This is a genomic window from Bacteroides graminisolvens (genome assembly GCF_963666085.1).
In the GTDB taxonomy this organism is placed as follows: Bacteria; Bacteroidota; Bacteroidia; order Bacteroidales; family Bacteroidaceae; genus Bacteroides; species Bacteroides graminisolvens.
In genome coordinates this window covers 263,962-290,112 of sequence record NZ_OY762556.1, presented here as the reverse complement: position 1 = coordinate 290,112, position 26,151 = coordinate 263,962, and the positions used below count along the sequence as shown (strand labels likewise).

The following is a 26,151-nucleotide window of genomic DNA, read 5'->3' as shown; positions in this document are numbered from 1 at the left end:
AAACAACCGATGGCACAATTAGTTCTGATTGCTCTTTATATTTGTTGTTGCGGCGGAAGGTAAAACCCTCCGCCGCAACCTTTTTTATAGATTATTCAGGAAAAACTCCGTTAACCGGGTGAATAAGTGGTAACGGGTGTTACCGCCGTAAATGCCGTGGTTGCGGTTGGTGTACACCTGCATGTCGAATTGCTTATTGGCTTGCACCAAGCATTCGCTGTATTCCGCGCAGTTCTGGAAGTGTACGTTATCGTCGGCCATGCCGTGCACCAATAGCAAGCGACCGTTTAGGTTGGCAGCTCGGGTGAAAGCCGATCCTGCTTTGTAGCCTTCTGCATTTTGCTGTGGCGTGCGCATAAATCTTTCTACGTACACGGTATCGTAGAACCTCCAGTCGGTTACAGCCGCTACGGCCGCACCTGCTTTGAATACCGGCGTACCTTCACTCATACTCATGATGGTCATGTATCCGCCAAAGCTCCATCCCCAAATACCAATTCGACTCTTATCCACATAAGGCTGTGCAGCCATGTGCTTGGCTGTTTCTACCTGATCTTGTGCTTCCTTCACACCCAAATTCAGGTACGTACATTTGGCAAATTCAGCGCCTCGGCCGCCTGTTCCGCGACCGTCTACACATACTATCAAATAGCCTTTGGAAGCCATGTATGCATCCCAGCCGATGCCACCGCGATCACCACCAATACCCCATTTGTCGACCACTTCCTGGCTACCCGGACCGCTATATTGATACAACAACACCGGATATTTTTTCGATTCGTTGAAGTCGGCCGGTTTAATCATCCATCCGTTAAGTTCCGTGCCTTGAGAAGTACGGAAAGTAAAGAACTCCTTCTTCGGCAGCTGATACTGCGCCAGCGTTTCCTTCAGCTTCTGGTTAGTCACCAAAGTCTTCAGAACCTTTCCCGTATTGTCGTTCAGCGTAATAACGGCAGGCGTCTGCAGGCTCGAGTAGGTGTTCATGAAATACTTCAAATTGCTGCTGAAGATGGCTGAGTTGGTTCCCGCTTTCTCAGACAGCTTGATGCGTCCGCCCTTTTTGTCGGTCTTGTATACAGCCGTACGTAGAGGACTTTCTTCATTGCTTTCGAAGTAGAATGTATTCGTAGCAGCATCCCACCCGATGAAACGTTTCACCTCAAACTTTCCTTTCGTAACCTGCTTAACCAAGTTACCACCCATGCTGTACCAGTATAGGTGTGAGTATCCGTCTTTCTCGCTGATGAAGCTGAAGTTTTGAGGATAGAACATTATATTGTCAAACACACTTTCGTTAATATAGTAAGGACTCTCGTCACGCAACACCAGCTTGCAGAGTGTGGAACGCGGATCGGCAAAATAAAGGTCGAACCGGTTTTGGTTACGGTTCAGCGTCATGATAGCCAACTTGGCTGCATCTTGCGTGAAACGGATGCGAGGAATGTACCCGTCGGGATCCAACGGCAACTTCATTTTACGGGTTACTTTCGACTTGATGTCAAACGTATGCACGGAAACCTTTGAGTTGGCTTCACCTGCTTTGGGATACTTATATGTATAGGCACCCGGATAGGTTTCGAGTGCGCTGTAGTGCGGAGCTTGTCCGGCAAAGATGGGGAACGTGAAAGACGCTACTTCCGATTCGTCGAAGCGGATAAAAGCCAGCATGGTGTTGTCCGGACTGAACTCCAAAGCCGTCGCGAAACTAAATTCCTCTTCATACACCCAGTCGGGTATGCCATTCAGCACATGATTAAACTTGCCGTCTTCTGTCACCTGTGATTCACTGTTACCGTAAAGCATCTTCACTAGGAAAATGTTGTTGTCTCTGACAAAAGCAACCATGTTACCGTCGGGCGAGAACACGGGCGATTGCTGCGGACCGCCTTCCGACAACTTTTCAACGATATTCCGTTTGATGGTGTATAGGTAATGTACTGCCTTGTATGAATGCCTGTAAATAGGTTGCGTTTCCGTGCGAATCAGAATCTTACTGCCGTCGGGCGAGAAGGTGTAACCATCAAAACGTTTGAAGGTACACTCACGCGCTTTGGCCACATCGAATACAACTTCCACCTGCTGCCCCGTTCTGAACGAATATTTAATGATTTGAGTACCTTCGGCATTCATCTGAGTATAGTGTTCTCCGTCGGCCATTGGAATTACACCCTGAATGCCTTCGGCACGAAACTTACCGGATGTGATTTCCTTCAAGTCGAGAGCCTTGCTTCCCTGTGCCGGTACTACCTGCACCAACAGGCAAAGTAGAAAGAGTATGCTAAGTTTTTTCATCTTTTAATAGTTTTGATTTACGCATTATCCCGCAAATTTAAGAATTTGTAATTACTTAATTCGTAAATTTGCAGCTAAAATTAGTTGAATGATGGTTCACAACCCACTATATAATGATTTTGCTGCCTTCTTGAAGCAGCATTTCACCTGCAAAGTTCAGAAAATATCCATAAATGCCGGGTTTACCTGCCCTAATCGGGACGGTTCCAAAGGTCAGGGAGGCTGCACCTACTGCAACAACCAGACCTTCAATCCCGAATACTGCCACACCGATAAGTCGGTACGCACCCAGTTGGAAGAAGGGAAACGATTCTTTTCGTATAAATATCCCGATATGAAGTATTTGGCCTATTTCCAGGCCTACACCAATACCTACGGCGAGTTGCAAGAACTGAAAAACAAATACCTGGAAGCCCTTCAAACCGAAGACGTAGTGGGACTTGTTATTGGTACACGGCCCGACTGCATGCCCGATGAATTGCTCGACTATCTGGAGGAATTGAACAAACAGCACTTTTTATTGGTTGAATATGGAATTGAAAGTACCAATGACCAAACGTTGATACGGATCAACCGCGGACATACGTTCGCCGAAACCGTTGATGCCATCGAGCGAACTGCTTCGAGAGGCATTCTTACGGGCGGTCATGTTATACTGGGACTGCCGGGTGAGAGCCCGGAAGAAATCGTGTCGCAAGCCGGCACCCTTTCGCGTTTGCCGCTTACCACGTTGAAACTGCATCAGCTGCAACTCATACGAGGTACCCGCATGGCTTATGAATATTACAAGAACCCCGAAGATTTTCATCTGTTCGGAGTTGACGAATACATTGATTTAGTGATTGATTATGTAGAACACCTTCGTCCGGACATCGTACTGGAACGTTTCATTTCGCAATCGCCCAAGAAGTTGCTTATTGCGCCCGACTGGGGGTTGAAGAACTATGAATTTACCGCCCGGGTTCAGAAAAGGATGCAGGAAAGAGGCTCATATCAGGGTAAGTTATATAAAGATTGAAAAAAAAGGATTATTTTTGCTTTATAAAAAAAAAGAAGTATGAAACAGAAAACAATAATCAGAGGTAAAGTACATTATGTGGGGGTAAACGACCGCACCAAACATTTGTTTGAGGGATTGTGGCCCCTTCCTTATGGTGTGTCATATAATTCCTATCTGATTGATGATGATAAAGTAGCTTTAATAGACACGGTAGATATTTGTTATTTTGAGGTATTTCTGCACAAAATAAAAGCCGTTATTGGCGACAGACCGGTTGATTATCTTATTATTAACCACATGGAGCCCGATCATTCAGGTTCTATATCGCTGATCAAAAAATACTATCCCAACATAACCATTGTGGGTAACAAGCAAACATTCGGCATGGTAGAAGGATTCTACAACATCTCGCCGGATCATCAGTTGCTTATCAAAAATGGAGATTCGCTCGATTTGGGTTATCACAAACTCCGGTTCTACCTTACACCTATGGTGCATTGGCCGGAAACGATGATGACATTCGACGAAACGGAAGGATTGCTCTTCTCGGGCGACGGATTCGGAGCATTCGGTACGCTCGACGGTGGCTTTATTGACAGCAACATGAATGTGGAAATCTTCTGGGATGAAATGAGACGCTACTATGCCAATATTGTGGGCAAGTATGGTTCGGCTGTACAAAAAGCCCTTGAAAAGCTGGCACCTCTTCCCATCAAAGCTATCTGTTCTACACACGGACCGGTATGGATTGATCAGATTGAGAAAGTAATTGGTATATACGACAAATTGAGCCGTTACGAAGGAGAAGAAGGCGTGGTCATTGTTTACGGAACCATGTACGGCAACACCGAACAGATGGCCGAAGCCATTGCGTTGGAACTCTCTGCACAAGGCATAAAGAACATCATTTTGCATAACGCCAACAAACGTCATCATTCGTATATCATAGCCGATATATTCAGATACAAAGGCCTCATCATTGGTAGTACCACATATTGCAATCACCTTTTCCCTGAAATTGATTCGTTGATTTCAAAGATTCTGACTCGCGACATGAAAGACCGTTACCTGGGTTACTTCGGATCATTCTGCTGGTCGAGTGCCGCAGTGAAACGCTTGGCCGAGTTTGCCGAAAAGAGCAAGTTCGAGATTGTAGGCAATCCTGTGGACATGAAAATGGCTATCGACGACAACATCTACGAGCAATGCGAAAAGCTAGGTAGAGCCATGGCCGACAGATTGAAGAAAGACAGATAACACCATGCATAGAAATTCCCCCAATTTATTAACATCTTAAATACAATCTGACATGAGACTCATTATTCAGCCCGATTATCAGGCAATTTCCAAATGGGCAGCCGGTTATGTGGCAGCCCGTATCCGCAAGGCACAGCCTACTGCGGACAAACCTTTCGTACTTGGTTTACCTACCGGATCGTCTCCGCTGGGCATGTACAAAGAATTAATCGACCTTAATAAGAAAGGCCTGGTATCTTTTAAAAATGTAGTAACGTTCAACATGGACGAGTATGTAGGCTTGCCGCAAGAACATCCGGAAAGCTATTACTCTTTCATGTGGAATAATTTTTTCAGCCATGTAGATGTGAAGCGTGAAAACGTGAACATTCTCAATGGTAATGCAAACGACTTGGAAGAAGAATGCGCCAATTACGAGGCTAAAATCGCTTCGTATGGTGGCATTGACTTGTTCTTGGGCGGTATTGGTCCCGACGGACACATTGCGTTCAATGAACCGGGCTCTTCACTCTCGTCGCGTACACGCATCAAAACGTTGACAACAGACACGATTATTGCCAATTCGCGTTTCTTTGATAACGATGTGAACAAAGTTCCGAAGACTTCGCTCACGGTAGGAGTAGGAACCGTGATGGCTGCTAAAGAAGTGCTTATCATTGTGAACGGTCACAACAAAGCCCGCGCTTTGTATCATGCTGTTGAAGGCCCCATTACACAAATGTGGACCATCAGCGCTTTGCAGATGCATGAGCATGGCATTATTGTTTGCGATGACGCTGCTACCTTTGAATTGAAAGTAGGTACGTACCGTTACTTCAAAGATATTGAAGCAGCCAACCTGGATCCCGAATCCTTGCTGGCCGACTAAGCCCTTCGGCTTACGTACAGATACAAAAAAGACCGGTTCAGTAACATGAGCCGGTCTTTTTACTTTAAAAATCTTGTAAGATGCCTTTTCCCTGACGGGTAATCTCCGCCTCACCGTCTACACAATACACAATGGTTGACGGTTCAATACCACCAATGCCACCGTCGACCACCAAGTCGACCATGTTTCCGAATTTTTCCTCAATCAGTTCCGGCGTAGTAAGATACTCCACATCATCCTTCACGTTGTAGGGTAGGGTGGTGGTCATGATGGGAGCATCGAGCATGCGAGCTATCTCCCGTGAAATGTCATTGTCGGGCATACGGATACCCACCTCCTTGCGGTTCTTGAATATCTTCGGCAACCGGCTTCCTGCACCCAGAATAAATGTAAACGGGCCGGGCAGGTTTCTTTTCATCAGTTTGAACGTATTGTTATCCAACTTGGCGTACTCACTGATGCTGCTCATGTCATAGCAGATGATGGAAAGGTGATTCTTCTTGGCATCGATATCCTTTATCCGGCAGATGCGTTCGATAGCACGCTCTTTCAAACCGTGGCACCCGATGGCATACATCGTATCTGTGGGGTAAATAATTAACCCGCCATCATTCAATACATCCACAATTCGTTGCAAATCATTGGGATTGTTATTCTTTTCGTATAACTTCAACAACATTATTTTATTTTCTTTTTCAAGAAGTCCAATACCTTCTCGGTGGCCTTCTCTGTTACTTTTTTCTTCAACGTATCCGTATTGGCACGTGTGGCCGAGTCGAGTCCCAGTTTCTCACCCAACTTGTCAATTGCTTTGTCTTTGACCGATTCCGCCGCCTGCTTAGCCATACTCTTGGTATCGATAGACACCTTGGGCGAGGCAAACGTGCCGCCAATCTTCAGATCGAGTGTAGATAACTGTCCTAAACTACCTGCCGAAGCGGGTAACTTCACCTTACCGGCGTAAGCAATGCTTTGGTCCAGTCCCGTGCTACCCGATAAATTCATGGTGTACTCACCCAACTTCACGTCGAACGGTTCGGTAAACACCCGCCCTTTGTCGATGGTGAAGTCCACCTTCAGGTTCTTCACTTTCATATCCTTCAGCGCGGGCTTGCCCAAAGCGTCGGCAATTCCGTCGATCGCCTTCACCCCGCTGAGGCTGATGTCCTGTGTTGTGAGGCTTCCCGCCCCCTTCATCGTCTCCATTACCGGACTCATGGTTGGGTCGAGTTCCGTGCGTATATCCATATTTCCGGAGAAATTTCCTTTTAAATTCTCGAATATAGGCGCCATCTTCTGCACCATGTCGAGCTCCTTGTACGCCTGCGCAAACTGAATACCCGTTAATTTGAACGCCCCGTTCATTTCGGGCTTCTCAGCGTTCTGCGTAGAATAATATCCATTCATCACCACTTGTCCGCCCATGGTATTCATTGACAGATTCTTCATGTCGGCCTTTCCCTCCTTCACGGCCAGTTTACCGTTCATGTTTCTGAAAGCCATTTTATCGAACAACACCTCTTTGAGATTAGCCTCCATCTGGAAATCAATGTTCTTGGGAATGACAATAATTCCCGTGCTATCGGCGGGAGTTGCTGTTGCGGTAGTGTCCGCACTACCCATAAAGTCGTTCAGGTTGAGGTGATTAGAGCGGATGTTGAGCGTACCTTTCAATGTTTTATCCTTCAAGGCATAACCCATGTAATTCTCGAAACGGCTGTCGGCAGTCACATCATTCTTACCGATGTTGACCGTTGTTTCGCTCAACTGCAAATACTTCGGAGTGAAAGTGAGCAACGACTTCTTGATATCCACATCATCCATCCCCTTCATCTTCAGCTTCATGTTGCTCAGTCCGATGGTACCTGCTGCGTAGAACTTGTCATACTGCTCCTTCTCGGCATAAGACAAGCGGCCCGCCATCTCCATATTGGCATTCACCACCCCGTTGAGTTCCATGTCTTGCAGCGGATAAACCTGTTTAATCATGCCCAAATTCAGCGTACCTTTAGCTGAAGCCTTTACGTCCGGATCACTAACCGGAGTCTTAACGGCGGCCGTGATGCTGAACGGATTTCCCGCCAACCGGAAACTGAACGGGCTGACCGTAATTTCCGTAAGGTCGGCACTGCCGCCCGGGTTCTTCACGTTGGCATGTATGTTGATCTGATCCACCCCTGCCGGCAAAGATGGGTAGCGGAACATGGCATCTTTCACATCCAGCGTCGCATCAAACTGCGGCAATGTATCGCCCTGCAACGTACCTTTTGCAAAAGCCGACAAGGTAGCCTTGCCGTTGGTTTTGATACTTTCAAAATCTTTCGCATAGATAGCCGGAATCAAAGAGAGAATCTCCTTGAACCCAACCTCGCTGGTCTTCAATTTCAAATCCATCTCCATGGCCGGATCCTTCATAGCCACCCAACCATCGATTCCCGCTTTGATGGCATTCAGGCTGAACTCACTCTCCTTGAACGTGTAGCGGCTGTTGAGCAAGTCGGCATCCAAATCCATCCGCGTGGTCACCACCGCCCTGCTTAAGAACGGAATGTTACCCATCCTGAAAGAAAGTCCCGGCGTTTTAGCCTCCACCTTCAAGAGCGTGCGATCACTGCCTAAGTCGCCCGAGCAGGTTGCCTCCAAACTATCTATTTGCGCCAACATACCCGCCTGGCGGTCATCGTAAATAATCGTCAGGTTGCTGGCCGTAAGTTCCTGTAACTTCATTTTGAACGGAGCCTCTTCTGCAGTAGCAGCCTCCGTTGCAGCCGAGTCGGGCTTCATGACATCCCAGTTCACCTTTCCGTTGGGCAGAACAATGGCATGTAACTTCGTATCTTCGAGTGTAATCTTTGAAATATCGTAACCACTGTTTCCGAACAGCGAAAACAAATTGAGAGCAACGGTAACCTCTCCCGCCTGCACCAGCGTATCCTTTTCGAATTCACCGGTACCCTTTAGCCAGAAATTGTTGAGAGTAACAGACGCTTTGGGGAAGTTGCGGAAAAGACTAATGCCCAGTTTCTCAAAGTCGAACTGAGCATTCAACATCTTGTTTCCCTCCGTTTTAATGATTTTCTCCATTTTTCCTTGAAACGCAAAAGGCAATAGGAGCATCAAAACCAAGATACTCCCAACGGTAATTGCGGTAATTTTAAGACCCTTCTTCATAATTAGTCAGTTTAAGTGAGTTAGTTGTCAACGTCTATTCAAACACAAATATACTGTTTTTTTAATAAGAGTACAAATTTCCTTATAGATAAAGCCAATTGCATGTTTATGCGCTGCTCTCTTCCCAGAGAAAAAAAAGTGTGGTTTACCATCACTTACCCTCACTAACTGAACGGAAACTCTTTGCTGAAAAGAATTACAGAAGAGTGATAGTAAAAAATGTCTACCACTAAAACAGCATTTTTACCCTCACTATCTACCACTTTTAACTAAGTATATAGATTCGTTAACTCCAAATTAACTATAAATCTGTCGACTTTGGGCCCATTCGAGGCCTTTCGCGATGAAAAAAGCCCTTTTATGGACTCATAACTCTTCATTTTAGGCACATACTTGGTTGCTTCGATCCGTTTTTGCGTTGATTTGTTTCTGAAGAAAGGTGCTCTAAATGCAATAATATGCAATTTGGCGTTTTAAGTGTTATATTCATTCATAAATAATCTAACGGCTGTGCCATGTATTTTACTGCCGCAACCTAAATCATTGCTTACCGGATACTAAGTCCTTTTCTGCCGACAACTAGTTCGTCACGCATACCCGTTCCATTCGTCCCCGCATGCGGTGACTCATAGCCCCGCATGCGGGGACGTTCGTCACAGGTAGCGGGGACGAACTGTATATAAAGAAGAAATTGCTTAGTTTGTCTGTTGAAAGGGATTAGTGTAAACGATGGTGATGTATAGTTTACGAATGTATCGTTTGAAGCTTTACGTTACGGCAGACTATATGGTAATGGATGAGTTAGATGCAAAGATGCATCCAATGAGTATCTTTCCAGCAAAGAATCAAAAAACTTACAGAAATCATCTGCTAAACAAAATATTTCAGTATCTTTGATGTTGCTATCTGCCAATAAATCAATCAAATACATTTCATCGAACTCACGTTATATTGGCGAGTGTAAGCCTTTGAACTATCAGAAACCATTGCATTTGGCATCGTGGGGAATGATAGTCGTGTTACATAAAAACGGCAATTCAGTGTAACTCATGTCTCAATTGGTTACAGTTAAAACGAAAGAACTAACAGCATAATAAACATTATTTTATGAGAAAGACATTATTAATTTTAATCTTTTCAATTTGTGCTTTAGCTTCATCTATCGCGCAAACTAAATTTCCTTTGGAGACAAAAAATTATCATTTGGAACTATCCTTCGACTTTGAAGAAGGTATCCTCAATGGAGTCGCAAAAATAACTATCAGTAACCAATCTGATTCAAATGTTTCTGAAATCCCCTTATTACTATATAGATTGATGAATGTATCATCTATAACCGACCAATCAGGTAGCAATATCTCATTTTCACAAAATGTAGTTCAATTTAGTGATTTTGAAAAACTGCAAGTTAATTATATTACTATCCAACAAAATTTACTCCCTCATGAAACCAAGACAATCACTTTGCAATATAAAGGCTATTTGTTAGGATATTCCGAGACCGGAATGAGGTATATTACTGATAAAATTTCGCCTGATTTCACATTAATCCGAGAAGATTCATATGCTTATCCATCATTAGGACAACCAAGTATCTCATTGCTACAACAAGTTGTTTCTTCATCCAATTATAACTATACGCTTAAAGTAATAGTTCCCGATAGTCTAGTTGTTGTAAACGGAGGTATTTTGGAATCAAAGAACCCAGAAGCTAATAATCTTATTTCCTATCAATATAAAAGCAAGAAACCTAATTGGAGAATTGATATTGCCATTGCTGCCTATAAAGAAATTAAAAACGAACGATTGAATGTTTATTATTACAATGATTCCATTGCGGCACAAAATATTATAGAGTATGGCATAAAAGCGTTTTCTTTATACGAGGATTGGTGGGGCAAGTTGAAAAAGAGTAATATAATGACAGTCATCGAAACCGAAAAAGGTAGCGGAGGTCAAACCGATGAAACAACCATATTATTACCGGGAGAAGCATTTGGTGGAGAGAATTTTGAATATTTATTCCACGAAATATCTCATTTATGGAATGTACGCATAAAAGAGAAGCAAGGGTTATCGCCACGTTGGGAAGAAGGATTGGCTACGTTTTGCCAATACCTATTATCTGAAAACCTGAACGCGGGAAAGAATGGATTAGTGAAACGCATTGTTAATAGTAACCTAAAATGGTTAAGAAATGCTCTAACTGAAAATCAAAAACTTGCCAATGTTCCAATGATTGAATACGGAAATGAACAGTTGACCGATTACTCATATAATCAAGGAATGATTATGTTTGCTATATTATATTATTGGTTTGGTCAGGAAATATTTAACAATGTGATTGGCGGTTTTTACCAAGAATATTATGTGACAGGTGCATCTACCAAAGAATTTGTAGATCATTGGGAAGAGGTGACCAATTCTAAAAAAGTCCAGTCTTTCTTTAATGATTGGATATATAGTACAAACTATAAAAATGTTATTTCAGACGGGAAAACAATCGACAATATTATCGACTATTACAAATTAGCAAAATGATAGAAAACGACTACGTTGTTGTCTCCTCATCTCAAAAATTCCATAATAATATTTAACGTGAGTTCGATGAAATTTTTAAAATAAAGTAAGTGGTCTATCAACGTCAATTGTATTCCATCTACAAAGAGTTTTTCAAAAAGCTTTTTGCTAATATATCCTTGGGGGCACGATAATATTTCCATTTTGGGGTAACAGAAGATGCATTCAACGAGTCTCTTTCCAGCAAAAAATCAAAAAACCTACAGAAATGATCAGCTAAACAAAATATTTCAGTAACTTTGGTATCGGTAAATATAGTGGTAAAAGTTATAATTAAGTACTATAAATTTACTGCTTTCATCGTTGTTTACCAATAAATCAATCAAATAGATTTCATCGAACTCACACTAATCAGATTTCATCTTATGAAATACAAACATATCTTATTTGATGTTGACGGCACATTGGTTGATAACGAAAGTGCTGTAATAAATACATGGCAGCAAACCATTGAAGAATTGCTGGGTAAACATTTCGAGAAAAATGAGTTGGATTTTGTGTTAGGCATACCAGGCGTTACTACTATGCAGAAGTTAGGAATAGAGAATCCGGATAAAGCGTTTGAATTATGGAGCCGTAATTTCCAAAAACATAGACGCGAGATAGCCTTGTTTGAAGGGATTGATGAGCTTGTTAATACCCTGAAAGAAAGGCAATTCAGATTGGGATTAATTACTTCACGAACACGAAGTGAATTGAATAACGACGATGCTCTCTGTGAAATATTTCATCTCTTTGATGTTTCCATTTGCGTAACGGATACTGTAAACCCCAAGCCTTCGGCAGAGCCGGTACTTGCCTACTTAGAGAAAACTGGTGCTACTCTATCAGCTTGTTTGTATATAGGAGACGCTGCGTATGATAGTGCTTGTGCCGCCAACTCTCACGTTGACTTCGCATTGGCTACCTGGAGTAATGGTAAAAAGGAAATACCTTGTAAATATGAATTAGTGCATCCTTCGGATGTTTTGAATATTGTTGGCTGATATTTATGAAAAGGAAGTTTGGATATGATTTATTAACCCTTTGATAAAAATGATAATTTGGTGTATTGGGGTTTATACGATTAATGTGTGTTGGTAGCATTTTTTGTCTGGACAATTAAAAAGATAATAAATATTTAGAAAACTCCAACCGAATCAATACCTTTGCAAAATACATCAACAATTTAACAAATGGGATGAAATAAATTGAAAGATGTACTTGTATATTAAAATATATCCATCTATTTTACATGTAATAATATTCGTTTTAAAGTAAAGAATAGAATAATATAATGGGGAAAAAGAAACCTTTACAAATACGTAACAGCACAGCAGAATTCTTGGTGTTTACTTCCCAATCGGGAGAGAATACGATTGAAGTGCGTGTACAGGATGATACTGTTTGGTTGACGCAAAATCTAATTGCAGAATTATTCCAGACTACAAAACAAAATGTCAGCCTTCATTTGAAAAACATCTTTCAAGACGGCGAATTGGATGCGAATTCAGTTGTCAAGGATTTCTTGACAACTGCTTCAGACGGTAAGAATTATCAAACGAAGTTCTATAATCTTGATGCCATCATTTCAATTGGTTATCGCATTAATTCTCAGAGAGCAACACAATTCAGACAATGGGCAACAACTGTTTTGCGCGATTATGCCATTCGTGGTTATGTCATTGACAAAAAACGGATGGAAAACGGTGCTTTTCTTGGTGAAGATTATTTTGAACATCTGCTTGCTGAAATACGTGAAATTCGTCTGAGCGAACGTCGTTTCTATCAAAAAATAACTGATATTTATGCTACCGCAATGGACTATAATAAGGACGCACAAGTTACCAAAGATTTTTTTGCCAAAGTCCAAAATAAGCTGCATTATGCCGTTCATGGGCATACGGCAGCCGAACTCATTATTTCAAGAACAAATGCCCAAAAAGAGAATATGGGATTGACTTCATGGGAGAGATGTCCCGATGGAAAAATCGTTAAAACGGATGTTTCTGTGGCTAAAAACTACCTAACCGAGGCCGAATTGGAGTCTTTAGGGCGTATTGTCAACGCTTATTTGGACTTAGCGGAAGATCGTGCAAAAAGACATATTCCAATGACAATGGAAGATTGGGCGCGACGTCTCGATAAATTTCTAGAGGCCGATGATCGTGATATATTACAAAACAGCGGAAAAATTACAGCCCTGATGGCTAAAGCTTTTGCCGAAAGCGAATTTGAGAAATACCGTATTGTGCAAGATCGTTTATTTGAATCTGACTTTGACAGGGAAATTAAGCGTATTAAAAAAGACAAACAGAATGAATCGGAAAATTAAAAATTGTTTCTATCTTTAGTAAACACGAATATAAGTATATGAAAAAAATAATACTGTTTTTACTACTTATTGTATCTATCCAACACGTTACAGCACAAACAATAAAAGGCACTGTTTTAGATGCTAATCATTAGGCGCTACCTTACGTAACAGTTCGTTTACTCCAAACTGATTCAACTTTCGTTCAAGGTGCTTATACTGATAGTTTGGGCGTTTACTCGATGGATATGAGACGCGAAGGGAATTATTTATTGAGTTTAAGCTGCATCGGTTACAAAACACACCTGTTGCAAGTGCAGGCGCAAACAACTAAATCATTTCCCACGGTCATTTTAGAGACCGACAATGTGGTTCTCAACGAGGTCACCGTTGAGGCTTCTTCCTTTGTTCGGCAAGCCGATAAGCTTTTGGTCTATCCGGATAAAAAACAAGTGAAGCACTCATCTTCAGGATATGATTTGCTTTATAGATTGATGATTCCGGAGCTGGACGTAGACAGAATGGATGGAAAAGTCTCGACTTTGGGCGGCGAAGCTACGCTTTATATTGACGGACGTAAGGTTGACTCTAAAGAAGTGAAAAACCTGAATCCTAAAGATATTGATAAGGTTGAGTATTATGATGTTCCTAGCGGAAAATATATGAATGATGTGGCGGCTGTTAACTTTATTACCAAGAAATATAAAACAGGCGGATACGTGTCAGTAAATGCAGAGCAACGAATCGGTTATTTGAACGGAGATTACAATGTCGTGGCTAAACTATCGCACGATAACACCAGTTACACCTTGTTTGCCGGGCATGCCATGCAAAAATATGATGGCACAAAAGACAAAACGAGTGAGCATTTTGTTTTTTCAGATCATGAAACAGATCGCCAATCGGGCACGTTGGAAAATAGGGTAAAGAATAACAGCCAATATACTCAGTTCAATGTTGCAAATGAGAGTACCAAACGTACACTTATTGGAAAATTATCTTTGGTGCGTAATGATGCTCCCGATAATTTTAGCAGAAACTTATTGAAATATGATGATACGGCACAGGTGATAGAGAACTTTAAAAGTACAGACCAGTCCGGATGGAAAACAGACATGGAGCTATACGGTTATTTTCATTTGAGTAAAAATCAGTTTTTGGAAACGAGCCTAGGGGCTAACTACACTAATAACTCGTATACTTATGGATACAAGGAACCTAATTATTCGACTTTAACCGACAGCAAAGAAGATTTATACGATTTTTCAGTGAATGTGAATTATGGCATTGAGTTCAATCCTCAAAGCTCATTAACAGCTCAGGCCTTTCATTTTCAAACAATCAGTTCTGTGGATTACAAAGGTACTAACCCTTCCTGGCAGCATTTCTGGAATGGTGAGAGTATTTTATTCCTAGAATATAACCAGAAAATAGGAAAGAAAGTGACGCTTAAAGTTGGTCCGGGCGTATCATACGTACAATATCGTTTGCACGGTGGTGACAGAGAAGACCAGTTAACTCCTCGTTTGCGTTCTCGCCTGATTTATTCTTTTGCCAAAAATCAGCAGCTTCAGTTACGATACCATGTCGGTAACAGTCAGCTGCAAATTAATGAGTTAAATGAAGTAGAGCAACAAATTGATTCTTTGCAGATAAGGCGGGGCAATTTGAATCAAAAGATTGCTTTTCTTTATAAAATCATTGCATCGTACAGCGGACAATTTGGTCGGTTTAATCTGGGTGCTGAGTTATGGTATGATGGGATTAATCATGTTCCTTCTGAAGGTTTTTACATTGAAAATGATAAATTGATAAGAAGTTATCAAAGTGAGGGGAAACGTAGAATGCTTTCAAGCCAACTGTCGGGCGGATGGAAGGTGACAGATAATTTTCGTGTTAAGTGTGTTGGTAATTGGTTGTATATCAGGCATAAAGATACGCCGGAAACGTTACGTCATTTTTCGGGTATGGTGCAAGCTGACTACTATTTAAATGATTTTTCGGCGGGAGTGTTTTCCCGAACGAAGAATAAATCGCTAAACTATAACCTGATGTACATCACTGAACCGGCTCAATATGGTTGCTATATTGGCTGGAGCCATTCGGGCTGGCAGTTAGAAGGTGGGTGGAAGAATCCTTTTTCAAAACATGATCAAAAGGAATCGTCTATGAATCGGGGTGTTTACAGTTTCCATAATGTGGCTACGGGTAAGCTTTATCAGCAAAGCGGCTATGTCAAAGTGACTTATACCTTTGACTTTGGCCGGAAAACGTCTCGTGCTAACAACGAAATTAACACGAATATGAATAGTACCATTTTAAAACTTGATTAACACATATCGGGCTATTATTGGAAAAGCGGCAAAAAACACCTCGAATTGTATTGGAAAAGTGGAAATGATAAGAATTCTTTCATTTTTTCTTCTTCTTTTTCTTTAATTCTTCCGCCAATCGCCATTGCAAACTGGCAAGATCTTCTTTCCCTGCTTTAAGTAAGGCATCGCCAAAGAGTTCGTGAGCACCGGGATGTTCGGGCTTTAATGTGGTGGCTTTGTCGAGGTCGGCCAAGGCACCGTCGTTATTTTCTGTTTTCAGGCGTAACTTTCCTCTGTTATAAAAGGCTTTGAAATCAATTGGTGATAGCTTGATGGCAGTATTGAAACAATTTTCTGCTTCGCCGTATTTGCCTTCGTTGCTAAGAGTAATTCCCTTGCGCACCCATGCATCAACATATTCGGGGTACAGATCGAGGGCTTTGTCGTAATTAGCCAATGCGGCGCGATTGTCATGAGCCACGGTGATGCATTCATTTCCCATCTGGTAGTACTCTTGTGCGTACTTGCGCAGCCGTTGCTTTTGTTGCGCCATCTGCTCCTTCAATTCTTTGTTTTCGGCGCGAAGCTGGTTGATGATGTTCAGCTTTTTGCGGATGAAACGTTGAATAACAGGCTTTTCAATGTCATAACGAGAATGGATGGCTTTGAAGAATTGCTCTAGAAATGCGGCAAAGTTTCCTGCATCGAAAGCTTTCACCGACTCTACATATTGCACGTCGGCCTGAGCTTGCTTCAAGGCTTTGTCTATGGCTACGCGGTTGTTAAACCGTTCAGAGAAACTCACTATCTCGGGGCGCACAAAGATGTCGGCCCTACTGATTTGCTTCTTCAATTGTATACCTTCCAGTGAAGTACAACGGCTGAGTGCCACGTAGGCTTGTCCGCCAGCAAACACACCTCCGGTAAAGTCAATCACTACCCGGCTGAAGGTAAGGCCCTGACTTTTATGTACGGTGATGGCCCAAGCCAAACGGATAGGGTATTGTACGAATACTCCCAGTTCTTCTTCTTCAATTTGTTTCTTTTCTTCGTTGTACCGGTAACGTATGTTTCGCCACGAGTCTTTCTTCACATCGCACTCTTTACCGTCATCCGTTAAAACGTAAATGGTTCCTTCTTCGTCAATGCCGCTCACTACACCGATGGTGCCGTTGACCCAGCGCTTTTCGTAATCGTTTTTAATGAAGATGATCTGTGCTCCGGGCTTCAGGACCAGATCTTTGGGGGTAGGCAGACTGCTTTCGGGGAACTCGCCGGTTATTTCGCCGGGGAATGTGATGGGATCTCCGGGCAGTTCGGCTAGTTTTTTATCGTTGATGAAGTCCACACTGTCACGACGGGTGGCCAGTGTGATGTACATGTCTTCTTCTGATTGCCTGAGGCTGGTGCCGTAACGTGTGTTGAGTAGTTGGAGGTCGGCCGCTCCTGCGGTATTGGTGCGGATGTGATCCAATACGCTCACAAAAACTTTGTCGGTTTGCCGGTACACCTTCTTCAACTCAATGGATACGAGATCTATCTCCGCAAATACGCGTGCCGAGAAGAAATAGGGAGTGGGGTAGAAACGGTTGATGATTTCGCGTTCATCGTTTTTAACTACGGGCTCCAGCTGAAACACATCGCCCACCAACAGAATCTGTTTGCCGCCAAAGGGTTCGCGCAAGTTGTGTGAGTATACTCGCAAAATGCGGTCGATGGCATCGATCGTGTCTGCGCGTACCATGGAAATCTCGTCGATAATAACCAGCTCAACTTGTTCAATGAGCTTGCGGTGAGGCTTGGCGTATTTGAAAAATTCGTGTATGCGTCCTTTCTGTAAACTGAGGTTCGGATCGTCGGGCAGCAATGGGTAAAAAGGTAGTTTGAAGAAGCTGTGCATGGTGCTTCCGCCTGCATTGATGGCGGCAATACCGGTAGGAGCCAGCACAATGTGCTTCTTCTTTGTGTTTTGGCAGATGTATTTTAGGAAAGTCGACTTACCCGTACCTGCCTTACCGGTAAGGAATACCGACTGGCGGGTGTACTGAATCAAATTCAGTGCGTCCTGAAATTCCTGGTTTTGGGTGTCGACTGTTAAGTTATCTGCCATGATATTTTTATATTAAGTTGAAATGTTTCAATGCGTTCCAGATGCCGTCCTCGTCAACAGAATCGGTTACGTAGTTGGCCGAGGCTTTTACGGTATCGTTGGCGTTGCCCATCGCTATTCCGATACCGGCATGGCGAAGCATGCTGATGTCATTTCCTCCGTCTCCGAAGGCCATCGTTTCTTCTAGCGTGAAACCGAAACGCTCCATGATTTTATCCATGCCGAGCTGTTTGCTGTTGCCTTTACAAACGATGTCGGTAAAGGTAGGATACCAGCGGCTCGACTCGCAATGGGGCATCAGTGGCAGGTATTTTTCTTCTTCTTCCAACGTGAAGAAGGGTGATAATTGGAAGATTTCTTTTTTACCGGCATCTTCCACACTGATTTCGGGCACATCGGGAAACTTCAACATTTGTATGAAGGATGCCGTCTGTGCATTGGGATTGCAAAAAGACATTTCTTTCTCGTGCACAATAACACACGGACAGCTTTTCTCTTTTTTCAGTATGCCGAGCATCGTTTCTACATCGCTTTTCGGAATGGGGCTTTTGTAAATGACCTCATCGTTTTCGCCAAAGCAGTAACTTCCGTTCATGGTGATGTAACCGTCAAACTGTAGGTTGCCCAGGTTGTTAATAGCTACCCGGGGGCGGCCGGTGGAGATGAACAGTTTAATTCCTTTCTTTCTGAGTTCGGCTATGGCGTTGAGGGTAGATTGCGGTATGGTATGGGTGTTAAAACTAACTAGTGTCCCGTCGATATCAAAAAACAGGGCTTTTATCATAATTATTATTCTTTTTCGTTTGTTGCAAAAATACGAACTTAGTACCATAGATATGGTATTTTTATGGCTTTTTAGTCTAAAAAATAACATTTGTTTTTATTATCAACGAGATGAATCTTACCTTTGTGAATGTAATCTTTAAAAGAATGAGGATATGATATATAATTTTGATGAGGTGATTGATCGCCGCAACACGGATGCGCTGAAGCTGGAGGCATTGCAACCTCGTTGGGGAAGAACGGATTTGATTCCCTTATGGGTGGCGGATATGGACTTTCGCACTCCTCCGTTTATAATCAAAGCTTTGCGTGACAGACTGGAAAATGAAATATTAGGCTACACGGTAAAACCGGATAGCTGGTATGATTCCATTATCAATTGGGTTGATCGGCGTTATGGCTGGAAGGTTTCCCGCGAAATGATGAACTTTACACCGGGCATTGTGCCGGGATTGGCTATGTTGATTCAGAGTCTGACTTGCTCCGGCGACAGGGTGATGGTGCAACCCCCGGTATATCATCCGTTTTTTCTGATCACACAGCACAATAACCGTGAGGTGGTGTACAATCCTCTGGTGCTTGAAAACGGTCAGTTCCGTATGGATATGGAGCGTTTCAAGGAGGATGTAAAGGGGTGCAAACTGTTCATTCTTTGCAACCCGCACAATCCAGGAGGCAGGGTGTGGACAAAAGAGGAATTAATTGAGGTGGCCCGCATCTGTGATGAGAACGGTACCATTGTGGTGTCTGATGAAATTCATGCCGACCTAACGTTACCTCCCAACAAGCATTGTTCTTTTGCTACTGTTTCTGAGGAGGCAAGGCGCAATTCCATTGTCTTTATGTCGCCCAGTAAGGCGTTCAACATGCCGGGCATGGCAAGCTCTTATTGTATTATCGAAAATGAATCGATACGTCGCACATTTACGGCTTACATCAATGGCAGCGAGTATGCTGAAGGGAATGTGTTTTCTTTTATCGGGGTGGCGGCGGCTTACAGTAACGGTACGGAATGGCTTGACCAGGTGATTGCTTACATTCAGGGTAACATTGACTTCACGGATCGTTTTCTGAAAGAGCGTATTCCGGCTATTAAAGCCATACGACCGCAGGCTTCTTACTTGGTTTTTTTGGATTGCAGGGAACTGGGTTTGTCGCAACCTGAATTAGTCTCTCTCTTTGTGGAGGGAGCGCATTTGGCATTGAACGATGGGGCTATATTTGGTAAGGAGGGTACCGGTTTTATGCGGCTGAATGTGGCAACGCCGCGCAGTGTGCTGCAGAAAGCTTTGGAACAATTGGAGAAAGCTTGTAACGAACGACAAAAATAATGATTATACGGAATGAAGAAACAAGGTTTTGAAACACGGGTTTTACATACTTCTTATGAAAGGGAGGATGTGTATGGAGCATTGGCTATGCCGGTTTATAACACGGCGGCTTATGAGTTTGAAACGGCTGAGGCTATGGAGGCTGCCTTTTGCGGTCGGACGGCAGATCATGCTTATTCACGCATCACAAACCCTACAGTACAACATTTTGAGAATTGCATACGCAGCGTAACGGGGGCTTTAGGAGTCACGGCACTGAACTCGGGCATGGCTGCCATCAGTAATGCGCTTATTACGGTGGCTTATGCAGGAAGCAATGTGGTTACTTCGTCTCACTTGTTTGGCAATACTTATTCTTTTCTGAAGAATACGTTGGCTGCTTTCGGGGTAGAGTGCCGTTGTTGTGATTTAACAAATATGGATGAGGTACGGGCACAGGTAGATGAACATACTTGTGCTCTTTTTTTGGAGGTGATTACCAATCCTCAACTGGAAGTGGCGGATTTGAAGAAGTTGGCTGCCATTGCTCACGAGAAAGGGGTACCGTTGATTGCCGACACAACGGTTGTGCCTTTTCATGTGTTTCAGGCTGATAAGTTTGGGGTAGATATTGAAATTGTGTCGAGCACGAAGTATATTTCGGGTGGGGCGACCAGCATCGGCGGACTAATTGTTGATTATGGCTCATTTGATTGGAGTCGCTCGCAGAAATTGGCGGGCATGAGCCGTGATTTTGGTAAGGCGGCTTTTGCTACGAAATTAAGAAAGGAAATTCACCGGAATTTGGGGGCTTATATGACTCCCCAGGTGGCTTACATGCAAACGCTGGGATTGGAAACAATGGAGGTGCGGTATGCCAGACAGGCTGGTTCTTGTTTGCAGCTAGCCCGCGGCTTGCAAGATTTGGGCGGTATTGAGTCGGTTAACTATACGGGATTGGAGTCGAATCCTTTTTATCTGATCAGCAAAGAACAATTTGGTAGCTTACCGGGGGCCATGCTTACGTTCGATCTGGCTTCACGTGAGGATTGCTTTCGTTTCATGAATCGGTTGAAGCTGATTCGCCGGGCAACGAACTTATTCGATAACAAAACATTGGCCATTCATCCGGCTAGTACTATTTATGGTTCGTTCTCGCCCGAACAACGCATGAGCATGGATGTAAGCGATAAAACGATTCGTCTTTCTGTGGGACTTGAGTGTCCGGATGATTTATTAGAAGATATAAAGCAGGCTCTTGGTTGATTTTTCTATATTTGTATTTCTTTGGTGTTAAGTTTAATCTCTGACGTATATGAAAAAAAACTATTTGTTTAAGTTGCTGCTCTCGGTTGCTTTGCTGATTGGAGATTGTGGCTGTGTTATGGCTCAGGATGGAAAGGCCAAGGCTGAGGAATTGTTTCGCTTTTTGATGGATGGCAAAGGGGATAGTGTGCATGTTCGTCTGACGGAAGATATTCGTTCTAAAATTGCACCGGCTGTTTTTAGTGAAACGCCTAAACAGCTGGAGGCGCAATTTGGATCGTTTCAATCGAAAGGTCCTTGGGGAACTTCCACGAACGGCGACATGACGGTTTATTATTGTGATGTGCGGTTTGAACGTTCGGCCCTGCGATTTTTTACCGTTTTCAACAAGGACGGTAGGGCTAATACGGTTCGGTTTGTTCCGGCTACTCCGGCCGCTAAATCCACTACCGATAATCTGCTCAACAATGATAAGATGGCGGAGTCTTCTTTTGAACTGATTTCCGGAAAGTATAAGTTGCCTGCTGTATTGACTTTGCCTAAGGCGGGCAAGAAGGTGCCTGTGGTGATTTTAGTGCATGGCTCGGGACCGAATGATCGGGATGAATCGATAGGTCCCAATAAACCATTCAGGGAGTTGGCGCATGAGTTGGCGTTAAGGGGAGTGGCCGTGGTGCGCTACGATAAGCGTACATTGGTTTATCCTTCTTCTTGGGAATCGGTTGCGGGAAAGGGTACTTTCATGGATGAAACGGTGGAGGATGCTTTGGCGGCTATCGATTGGGCGCGAGGGCATGCGTCGGTTGATTCGACAAAGGTATATATTCTGGGACATAGTCTGGGGGCTACTTTGGCTCCGTTAATTGCTCAACAAGCTCACAATCGGTTGGCGGGCGTTATCATGCTTTCGGCAGCCGCCCGTCCGATGGAGGATTTAATTTGGGAACAGGTCACTTATCTATCGACTTTGCCGGGGAATAATCAATACGGGGCTGATAAGCTGCAACAGCTGAAGAAGCAGGTTGATAATGTGAAAGTGGCGGGTACCAGAAAGTTTAATGCTGAGTTGGGAGGCCCCATGAATGCGTCTGAAAGTTATTGGGTGTTTGCTCACAATTATAATCCGCTTAAAACGGTTGCCAAATTGCGGTTAAGGATGTTGTTGTTGCAAGGTGAGCGCGACTATCAGGTTACTATGAACGACTTTTCATTATGGAAGTCGGCCTTGCAGAAAAGAAGGAATGTTTTCCTGAAATCGTATCCTGAACTGAATCACTTATACCAGCGTGGCGTAGGAAAATCAACGCCCGGCGAATACATGAAGTCTGATTCTATTCCTGATTATGTGATGAACGATGTTGCCTGCTGGGTGGTAACCGGACTTCTTAAATAAATTTTCCTGCTACGTTTAATTTCTAAAAATGCTTATTTATGAAACGAAATTTGTTTGTGGCTTTTTTCATTTTGCTGGCTTTTGTATGCAATCACACGTGGGCATGTACATCGGCTGTTATATCCGGTAAGATTACTCCCGACGGGCGACCGCTGTTGTGGAAACAAAGGGATACGGATACGGCACAAAACAGTGTGATGTATTTTTCGGGGAAACGTTTCTCTTTTGTTGCAATTATAAACAGCAATGAAAAGAATCCCAGGGATATATGGATTGGTACCAATTCTGCTGGCTTTTCTATTATGAACACTCAGTCGTACAATCTGGAAAAGGTTAAGAAGGGGGAGGATAGAGGATCGGACAACGGCCGGATCATGAAACTGGCATTGGAGGTATGTGCTACAGTAGAGGATTTTAAACATTTCCTTGACTCAATCAAGAAGCCTTCACTTACGGAAGCTAATTTTGGGGTGATTGACGCCAAAGGGGGTGCGGCTATGTTTGAAACGGGGTACTACAAATATACGATGTATGATGTGAACAATCCCAAGGATGCGCCTTACGGATACATAGCACGAACCAATTTCTCATTTGCCGGCGAGGTGAACAACGGTGCTGGGTATGTTCGTTACATGCAGGAAGATAAGATATTAATGCCGGCTTCGGCAACGAAACAGATAACGCCTTCGTGGATATTTAAAGAATTAGCTCGTTCGTTTACTAATTCATTGCTTGGCATTGATCTCAAAAGTGGAGATTTTAACCGTCCTAAGACTTCAGGGTGGTTTGTTGATCAGGACTTTATTGCACGTAAAAGTACTTCTTGTTCGGTGGTTGTTCAAGGTGTGAAGCTTGGCGAGAATGCGGAGCTTACTACCATGTGGACGGTTTTAGGGTATCCGCCGGCTAGTGTTGTGGTACCGGTTTGGGTAAAAGGTGCTTCTGAGCAGTTGCCTGCTTTATTGGCTCGTAATGCCGGAACGAAACTGTCGCCTTTGTGTGACAGGGCGGTTACACTGAGAGATCGGGCTTTTTCATATACTCAGGGTCTGGGAAGCGAACGTTATTTTAATTGGGAACTGATTTTTAACAAGGCAGGCAAGGGATATATGCAGTTGTTGGAGCCAGTTGAGGATGCTGTTTTTCAACGGGTGGCAACCAAACTGGAAGGTTGGCGCAAAAACGGATTCGTTGATACAGCGGATCAGGCTCTCTTGTACAGGGAGCTCGATGATTTTATTGCACTCAAATACAAGGAGTTGTTTGATTTATAATTGAATCTTCTGTTTGATGTAAGTCAGGATGTCTTCTTCCTGATTCGGGTGAAACCAGCGTATTTCTTCGTCGCGTTTAAACCAAGTCATCTGTTTGCGTGAATAGATTCGTGAGTTTTGCTTGATTTTATCTATGGCAAAAGGGAGTTCCCATTCACCGTCAAGGTAATTGAATAGCTCTTTGTATCCTACGGTGTTCAGTGAATTAAGTTGTCGGTAGGGGTATACCTGTTTGACTTCATCAAGCAGTCCTTGTTCCATCATGATGTCGACACGTTGGTTGATACGGGCGTAAAGTTCTTCACGATCGCGGATCAGCCCAATCTTTATCATGCGGAAGGGACGTGTTTTCTTTTCTTGTGTGCGGAATGAGGTGTAGGTTTTTCCGGTCATGTAGCATATCTCCAACGCATGAATAACGCGCTTGTGGTTCTTAAGGTCTACAATTTTATAATAATCAGGATCAAGCAATTTTAACTCGGCACACAATTGTTCCAAACCTTCTTTGTCATATCGTTCAAGCAAAGTCTTGCGGGTTTCTTCATCTACAGTCGGGATGTCATCGATTCCTTTGCAAACGGCATCAACGTACATCATGGAACCTCCTGTCAGAATGACTACGTCCTTTGTTTGGAATAAACGATCAAGTAATTTTAAAGCATCTTCTTCGTATTGGGCGGCACTGTAGTAGTCTGTTAATTGCAATGTGCCTATAAAATGATGAGGAACCCGTTGCAGCTCCTCAGGGGTTGGGGCGGCTGTGCCTATTTTGAGATTGGCGTACAGCTGCCGGGAATCTGCAGATACAATTTCGGAACCGAAGTTTTCAGCGATACGTAAACTGAGTTCTGTTTTCCCGACACCTGTAGGGCCTATTATAACAAGCAGGTTTTTTGCCATTAAAGACGATCTTCTTCGAATGAACCTCCGGCAGTATCTCCGTTCAAACCTTCAAATCCTTCCGGATCAAACTCTTCAATGTCAAAGTCCTGGTCACCGTAGAAGTTTTCATCCAGGTCCATAGAACTGTTGGTGAGAGCCATTTCCTCAAAATCCACCGTTTGTTTGGGAGGATTTCCTTCTTTCTTTGTGCATTTGGCTGCTTTGATTTCTTTTCCTGTGATGATTTCAGAAAGTTCAATAAAGAAACAACGCTCTGTCATGTAATCGAATACATAAAGAAGTTTTTGTTTCTCATCTTCAATGAGTTCATTCAACAGGGTATCTTTCATCACCCAGTTGTCAATCTCAGGGTTATCATCCATTTCTTCAAGGGTGATTTCCTTTTCTTTTTCCCAATCATCATCACAGATGAAGAAGGATGTCATCTGATCTGCTTTATAATCAACAGATTTCAGTATGGCCTCGTGCAATTCGAAAAACGTTGCTTCCGGATCAATCTGTATTTCTCTGACAAAGTCATCGGCTTCATCAGATATTATGGTAAATCTGTATATCATGGTTGTTATTATTTGATAATTCCTCTTTCTGATGAACGTACAAAATCAACAATATATTGAATCTCGGGTGTCATTTCCACTTCTGCTTCAACCTTTTGAAGTGCATCCGATATATTCAAACCGCTTTGATAGATAATACGGTAAGTATTGTGGATGTTCTCTATGATTTCGTTTGAAAAACCACGGCGACGAAGGCCAATGATATTAATTCCGCAGTAAGTGATAGGATCACGACCGGCAATGATGTAGGGTGGGATGTCTTTGCTAAAGCGACTTCCGCCTTGTACCATTACATAACCTCCTACGTGACAGAACTGGTGCATTAAAATAGCTGCACTAATGATGGCATGGTCATCAATCACAATTTCGCCAGCCATTTTGGTTGCATTGCCGATAATGCATCCGTTTCCGATTTGTGCATCATGAGCTACGTGTACGCCTTCCATCAGGAGGTTGCCACTACCTACTTTGGTAATGCCTTTAGCAGCTGTACCTCTGTTGATTGTTACATTTTCTCTAATCAGGTTGTTGTCACCGATTTCTGCTGTTGTTTCTTCTCCTTTGAACTTTAGGTCTTGCGGTACTGCACCAATGACGGCACCTGGGAATATGGTGTTACCGCTACCAATTCGAGATCCGTACAGGATGTTCACATTGGGCATAATCTTATTGTTGTCACCAATAATCACATTCTTGTCAACGTATACAAAAGGACCAATCTCTACGTTTTCACCGATTTTTGCTTCGGGATGAATATACGCTAAGGGACTTATCATGCT

At 43.2% G+C, this 26,151-nt stretch carries 18 protein-coding genes and 1 pseudogene; 11 read left to right on the top strand and 8 right to left on the bottom strand.

The window, feature by feature from the left end; genetic code table 11:
* Positions 1-84: 84 nt before the first annotated feature.
* Positions 85-2,292 carry a S9 family peptidase gene (locus ACKPCE_RS01315; protein ID WP_319503916.1) on the bottom strand — a complete coding sequence of 736 codons (2,208 nt, stop codon included), beginning with the start codon at positions 2,290-2,292 and terminating at the stop codon, positions 85-87.
* 91 nt (positions 2,293-2,383) lie between these two features.
* Here ACKPCE_RS01315 and mnmL point away from each other — a divergent pair, with 91 nt between their 5' ends.
* The 3 genes from mnmL to nagB are packed head-to-tail and all read left to right on the top strand — an operon-like array spanning position 2,384 to position 5,417.
* On the top strand, positions 2,384-3,310 hold the full coding sequence (mnmL, locus tag ACKPCE_RS01310) for a tRNA modification radical SAM protein MnmL/YtqA (protein WP_319505893.1): 927 nt from the start codon (positions 2,384-2,386) through the stop codon (positions 3,308-3,310).
* A 39-nt stretch (positions 3,311-3,349) separates the two neighbouring features.
* A complete protein-coding gene (locus tag ACKPCE_RS01305) occupies positions 3,350-4,549 on the top strand; it encodes an FprA family A-type flavoprotein (protein WP_319503915.1) in 1,200 nt (399 codons plus the stop codon).
* A gap of 52 nt (positions 4,550-4,601) precedes the next feature.
* Positions 4,602-5,417 carry a glucosamine-6-phosphate deaminase gene (gene nagB / locus ACKPCE_RS01300; protein WP_277638892.1) on the top strand — a complete coding sequence of 272 codons (816 nt, stop codon included), beginning with the start codon at positions 4,602-4,604 and terminating at the stop codon, positions 5,415-5,417.
* 64 nt (positions 5,418-5,481) lie between these two features.
* On the opposite strand, the gene ACKPCE_RS01295 is transcribed toward nagB, so the two are convergent.
* Positions 5,482-6,096 (bottom strand): L-threonylcarbamoyladenylate synthase, encoded by a 615-nt coding sequence (locus tag ACKPCE_RS01295; protein WP_308764156.1) that lies wholly within the window; start codon positions 6,094-6,096, stop codon positions 5,482-5,484.
* Entirely contained in the window at positions 6,096-8,588 is a 2,493-nt protein-coding gene (locus tag ACKPCE_RS01290; protein WP_319503914.1) for an AsmA family protein, read from the bottom strand. The genes ACKPCE_RS01295 and ACKPCE_RS01290 overlap by 1 nt, the downstream gene beginning before the upstream one ends.
* Positions 8,589-9,695: 1,107 nt before the next feature.
* Between ACKPCE_RS01290 and ACKPCE_RS01285 the strand changes: the two genes are divergently transcribed.
* The 4 genes and pseudogenes from ACKPCE_RS01285 to ACKPCE_RS01270 all read left to right on the top strand — a co-directional run.
* Positions 9,696-11,129, top strand: coding sequence for a M1 family aminopeptidase (locus ACKPCE_RS01285; RefSeq protein ID WP_319503913.1), 1,434 nt, complete (start codon positions 9,696-9,698; stop codon positions 11,127-11,129).
* A gap of 404 nt (positions 11,130-11,533) precedes the next feature.
* Complete coding sequence (locus ACKPCE_RS01280; protein WP_319503912.1) at positions 11,534-12,154, top strand: HAD family hydrolase; 621 nt, start codon at positions 11,534-11,536, stop codon at positions 12,152-12,154.
* Between the two features lie 290 nt (positions 12,155-12,444).
* The gene (locus ACKPCE_RS01275; RefSeq protein WP_319503911.1) at positions 12,445-13,482 is read left to right on the top strand and encodes a virulence RhuM family protein; all 1,038 of its coding nucleotides are present in this window, start codon (positions 12,445-12,447) and stop codon (positions 13,480-13,482) included.
* 149 nt (positions 13,483-13,631) lie between these two features.
* Positions 13,632-15,794, top strand: a pseudogene (locus ACKPCE_RS01270) (TonB-dependent receptor); the annotation flags it as partial.
* Between the two features lie 79 nt (positions 15,795-15,873).
* On the opposite strand, the gene ACKPCE_RS01265 reads toward ACKPCE_RS01270, so the two are convergent.
* Together ACKPCE_RS01265 and ACKPCE_RS01260 are read right to left on the bottom strand one after the other, a co-directional pair.
* The gene (locus tag ACKPCE_RS01265; protein WP_319503910.1) at positions 15,874-17,886 is read right to left on the bottom strand and encodes a tetratricopeptide repeat protein; all 2,013 of its coding nucleotides are present in this window, start codon (positions 17,884-17,886) and stop codon (positions 15,874-15,876) included.
* 7 nt (positions 17,887-17,893) lie between these two features.
* Positions 17,894-18,670, bottom strand: a complete 777-nt coding sequence (locus ACKPCE_RS01260; RefSeq protein WP_319503909.1) for a Cof-type HAD-IIB family hydrolase — start codon at positions 18,668-18,670, stop codon at positions 17,894-17,896.
* A 154-nt stretch (positions 18,671-18,824) separates the two neighbouring features.
* Between ACKPCE_RS01260 and ACKPCE_RS01255 the strand changes: the two genes are divergently transcribed.
* From ACKPCE_RS01255 to ACKPCE_RS01240, 4 genes are read left to right on the top strand one after another with little or no spacing between them, the layout of a single operon-like run.
* Positions 18,825-20,000, top strand: coding sequence for a MalY/PatB family protein (locus tag ACKPCE_RS01255; RefSeq protein ID WP_319503908.1), 1,176 nt, complete (start codon positions 18,825-18,827; stop codon positions 19,998-20,000).
* Positions 20,001-20,012: 12 nt separating this feature from the next.
* Entirely contained in the window at positions 20,013-21,245 is a 1,233-nt protein-coding gene (locus ACKPCE_RS01250) for a PLP-dependent transferase (protein WP_319503907.1), read from the top strand.
* Positions 21,246-21,294: 49 nt separating this feature from the next.
* Complete coding sequence (locus ACKPCE_RS01245) at positions 21,295-22,638, top strand: alpha/beta fold hydrolase (RefSeq protein ID WP_319503906.1); 1,344 nt, start codon at positions 21,295-21,297, stop codon at positions 22,636-22,638.
* Positions 22,639-22,676: 38 nt separating this feature from the next.
* Entirely contained in the window at positions 22,677-23,912 is a 1,236-nt protein-coding gene (locus tag ACKPCE_RS01240) for a carcinine hydrolase/isopenicillin-N N-acyltransferase family protein (RefSeq protein ID WP_319503905.1), read from the top strand.
* Here the strand turns inward: ACKPCE_RS01240 and miaA are convergent.
* From miaA to lpxA, 3 genes are read right to left on the bottom strand one after another with little or no spacing between them, the layout of a single operon-like run.
* Complete coding sequence (gene miaA / locus ACKPCE_RS01235; protein ID WP_319503904.1) at positions 23,907-24,812, bottom strand: tRNA (adenosine(37)-N6)-dimethylallyltransferase MiaA; 906 nt, start codon at positions 24,810-24,812, stop codon at positions 23,907-23,909. The genes ACKPCE_RS01240 and miaA overlap by 6 nt on opposite strands.
* Complete coding sequence (locus ACKPCE_RS01230) at positions 24,812-25,372, bottom strand: IS1096 element passenger TnpR family protein (RefSeq protein WP_276966041.1); 561 nt, start codon at positions 25,370-25,372, stop codon at positions 24,812-24,814. The genes miaA and ACKPCE_RS01230 overlap by 1 nt, the downstream gene beginning before the upstream one ends.
* An 8-nt stretch (positions 25,373-25,380) precedes the next feature.
* Entirely contained in the window at positions 25,381-26,148 is a 768-nt protein-coding gene (gene lpxA / locus ACKPCE_RS01225) for an acyl-ACP--UDP-N-acetylglucosamine O-acyltransferase (protein ID WP_319503903.1), read from the bottom strand.
* Positions 26,149-26,151: the final 3 nt, after the last annotated feature.

What these genes read in the sequence shown, in the direction of transcription:
- ACKPCE_RS01315 (WP_319503916.1), bottom strand. Translation starts at nt 2,292, where the DNA reads ATGAAAAAACTTAGCATACTCTTTCTACTTTGCCTGTTGGTGCAGGTA.
- mnmL (WP_319505893.1), top strand. Translation starts at nt 2,384, where the DNA reads ATGGTTCACAACCCACTATATAATGATTTTGCTGCCTTCTTGAAGCAG.
- ACKPCE_RS01305 (WP_319503915.1), top strand. Translation starts at nt 3,350, where the DNA reads ATGAAACAGAAAACAATAATCAGAGGTAAAGTACATTATGTGGGGGTA.
- nagB (WP_277638892.1), top strand. Translation starts at nt 4,602, where the DNA reads ATGAGACTCATTATTCAGCCCGATTATCAGGCAATTTCCAAATGGGCA.
- ACKPCE_RS01295 (WP_308764156.1), bottom strand. Translation starts at nt 6,096, where the DNA reads ATGTTGTTGAAGTTATACGAAAAGAATAACAATCCCAATGATTTGCAA.
- ACKPCE_RS01290 (WP_319503914.1), bottom strand. Translation starts at nt 8,588, where the DNA reads ATGAAGAAGGGTCTTAAAATTACCGCAATTACCGTTGGGAGTATCTTG.
- ACKPCE_RS01285 (WP_319503913.1), top strand. Translation starts at nt 9,696, where the DNA reads ATGAGAAAGACATTATTAATTTTAATCTTTTCAATTTGTGCTTTAGCT.
- ACKPCE_RS01280 (WP_319503912.1), top strand. Translation starts at nt 11,534, where the DNA reads ATGAAATACAAACATATCTTATTTGATGTTGACGGCACATTGGTTGAT.
- ACKPCE_RS01275 (WP_319503911.1), top strand. Translation starts at nt 12,445, where the DNA reads ATGGGGAAAAAGAAACCTTTACAAATACGTAACAGCACAGCAGAATTC.
- ACKPCE_RS01265 (WP_319503910.1), bottom strand. Translation starts at nt 17,886, where the DNA reads ATGGCAGATAACTTAACAGTCGACACCCAAAACCAGGAATTTCAGGAC.
- ACKPCE_RS01260 (WP_319503909.1), bottom strand. Translation starts at nt 18,670, where the DNA reads ATGATAAAAGCCCTGTTTTTTGATATCGACGGGACACTAGTTAGTTTT.
- ACKPCE_RS01255 (WP_319503908.1), top strand. Translation starts at nt 18,825, where the DNA reads ATGATATATAATTTTGATGAGGTGATTGATCGCCGCAACACGGATGCG.
- ACKPCE_RS01250 (WP_319503907.1), top strand. Translation starts at nt 20,013, where the DNA reads ATGAAGAAACAAGGTTTTGAAACACGGGTTTTACATACTTCTTATGAA.
- ACKPCE_RS01245 (WP_319503906.1), top strand. Translation starts at nt 21,295, where the DNA reads ATGAAAAAAAACTATTTGTTTAAGTTGCTGCTCTCGGTTGCTTTGCTG.
- ACKPCE_RS01240 (WP_319503905.1), top strand. Translation starts at nt 22,677, where the DNA reads ATGAAACGAAATTTGTTTGTGGCTTTTTTCATTTTGCTGGCTTTTGTA.
- miaA (WP_319503904.1), bottom strand. Translation starts at nt 24,812, where the DNA reads ATGGCAAAAAACCTGCTTGTTATAATAGGCCCTACAGGTGTCGGGAAA.
- ACKPCE_RS01230 (WP_276966041.1), bottom strand. Translation starts at nt 25,372, where the DNA reads ATGATATACAGATTTACCATAATATCTGATGAAGCCGATGACTTTGTC.
- lpxA (WP_319503903.1), bottom strand. Translation starts at nt 26,148, where the DNA reads ATGATAAGTCCCTTAGCGTATATTCATCCCGAAGCAAAAATCGGTGAA.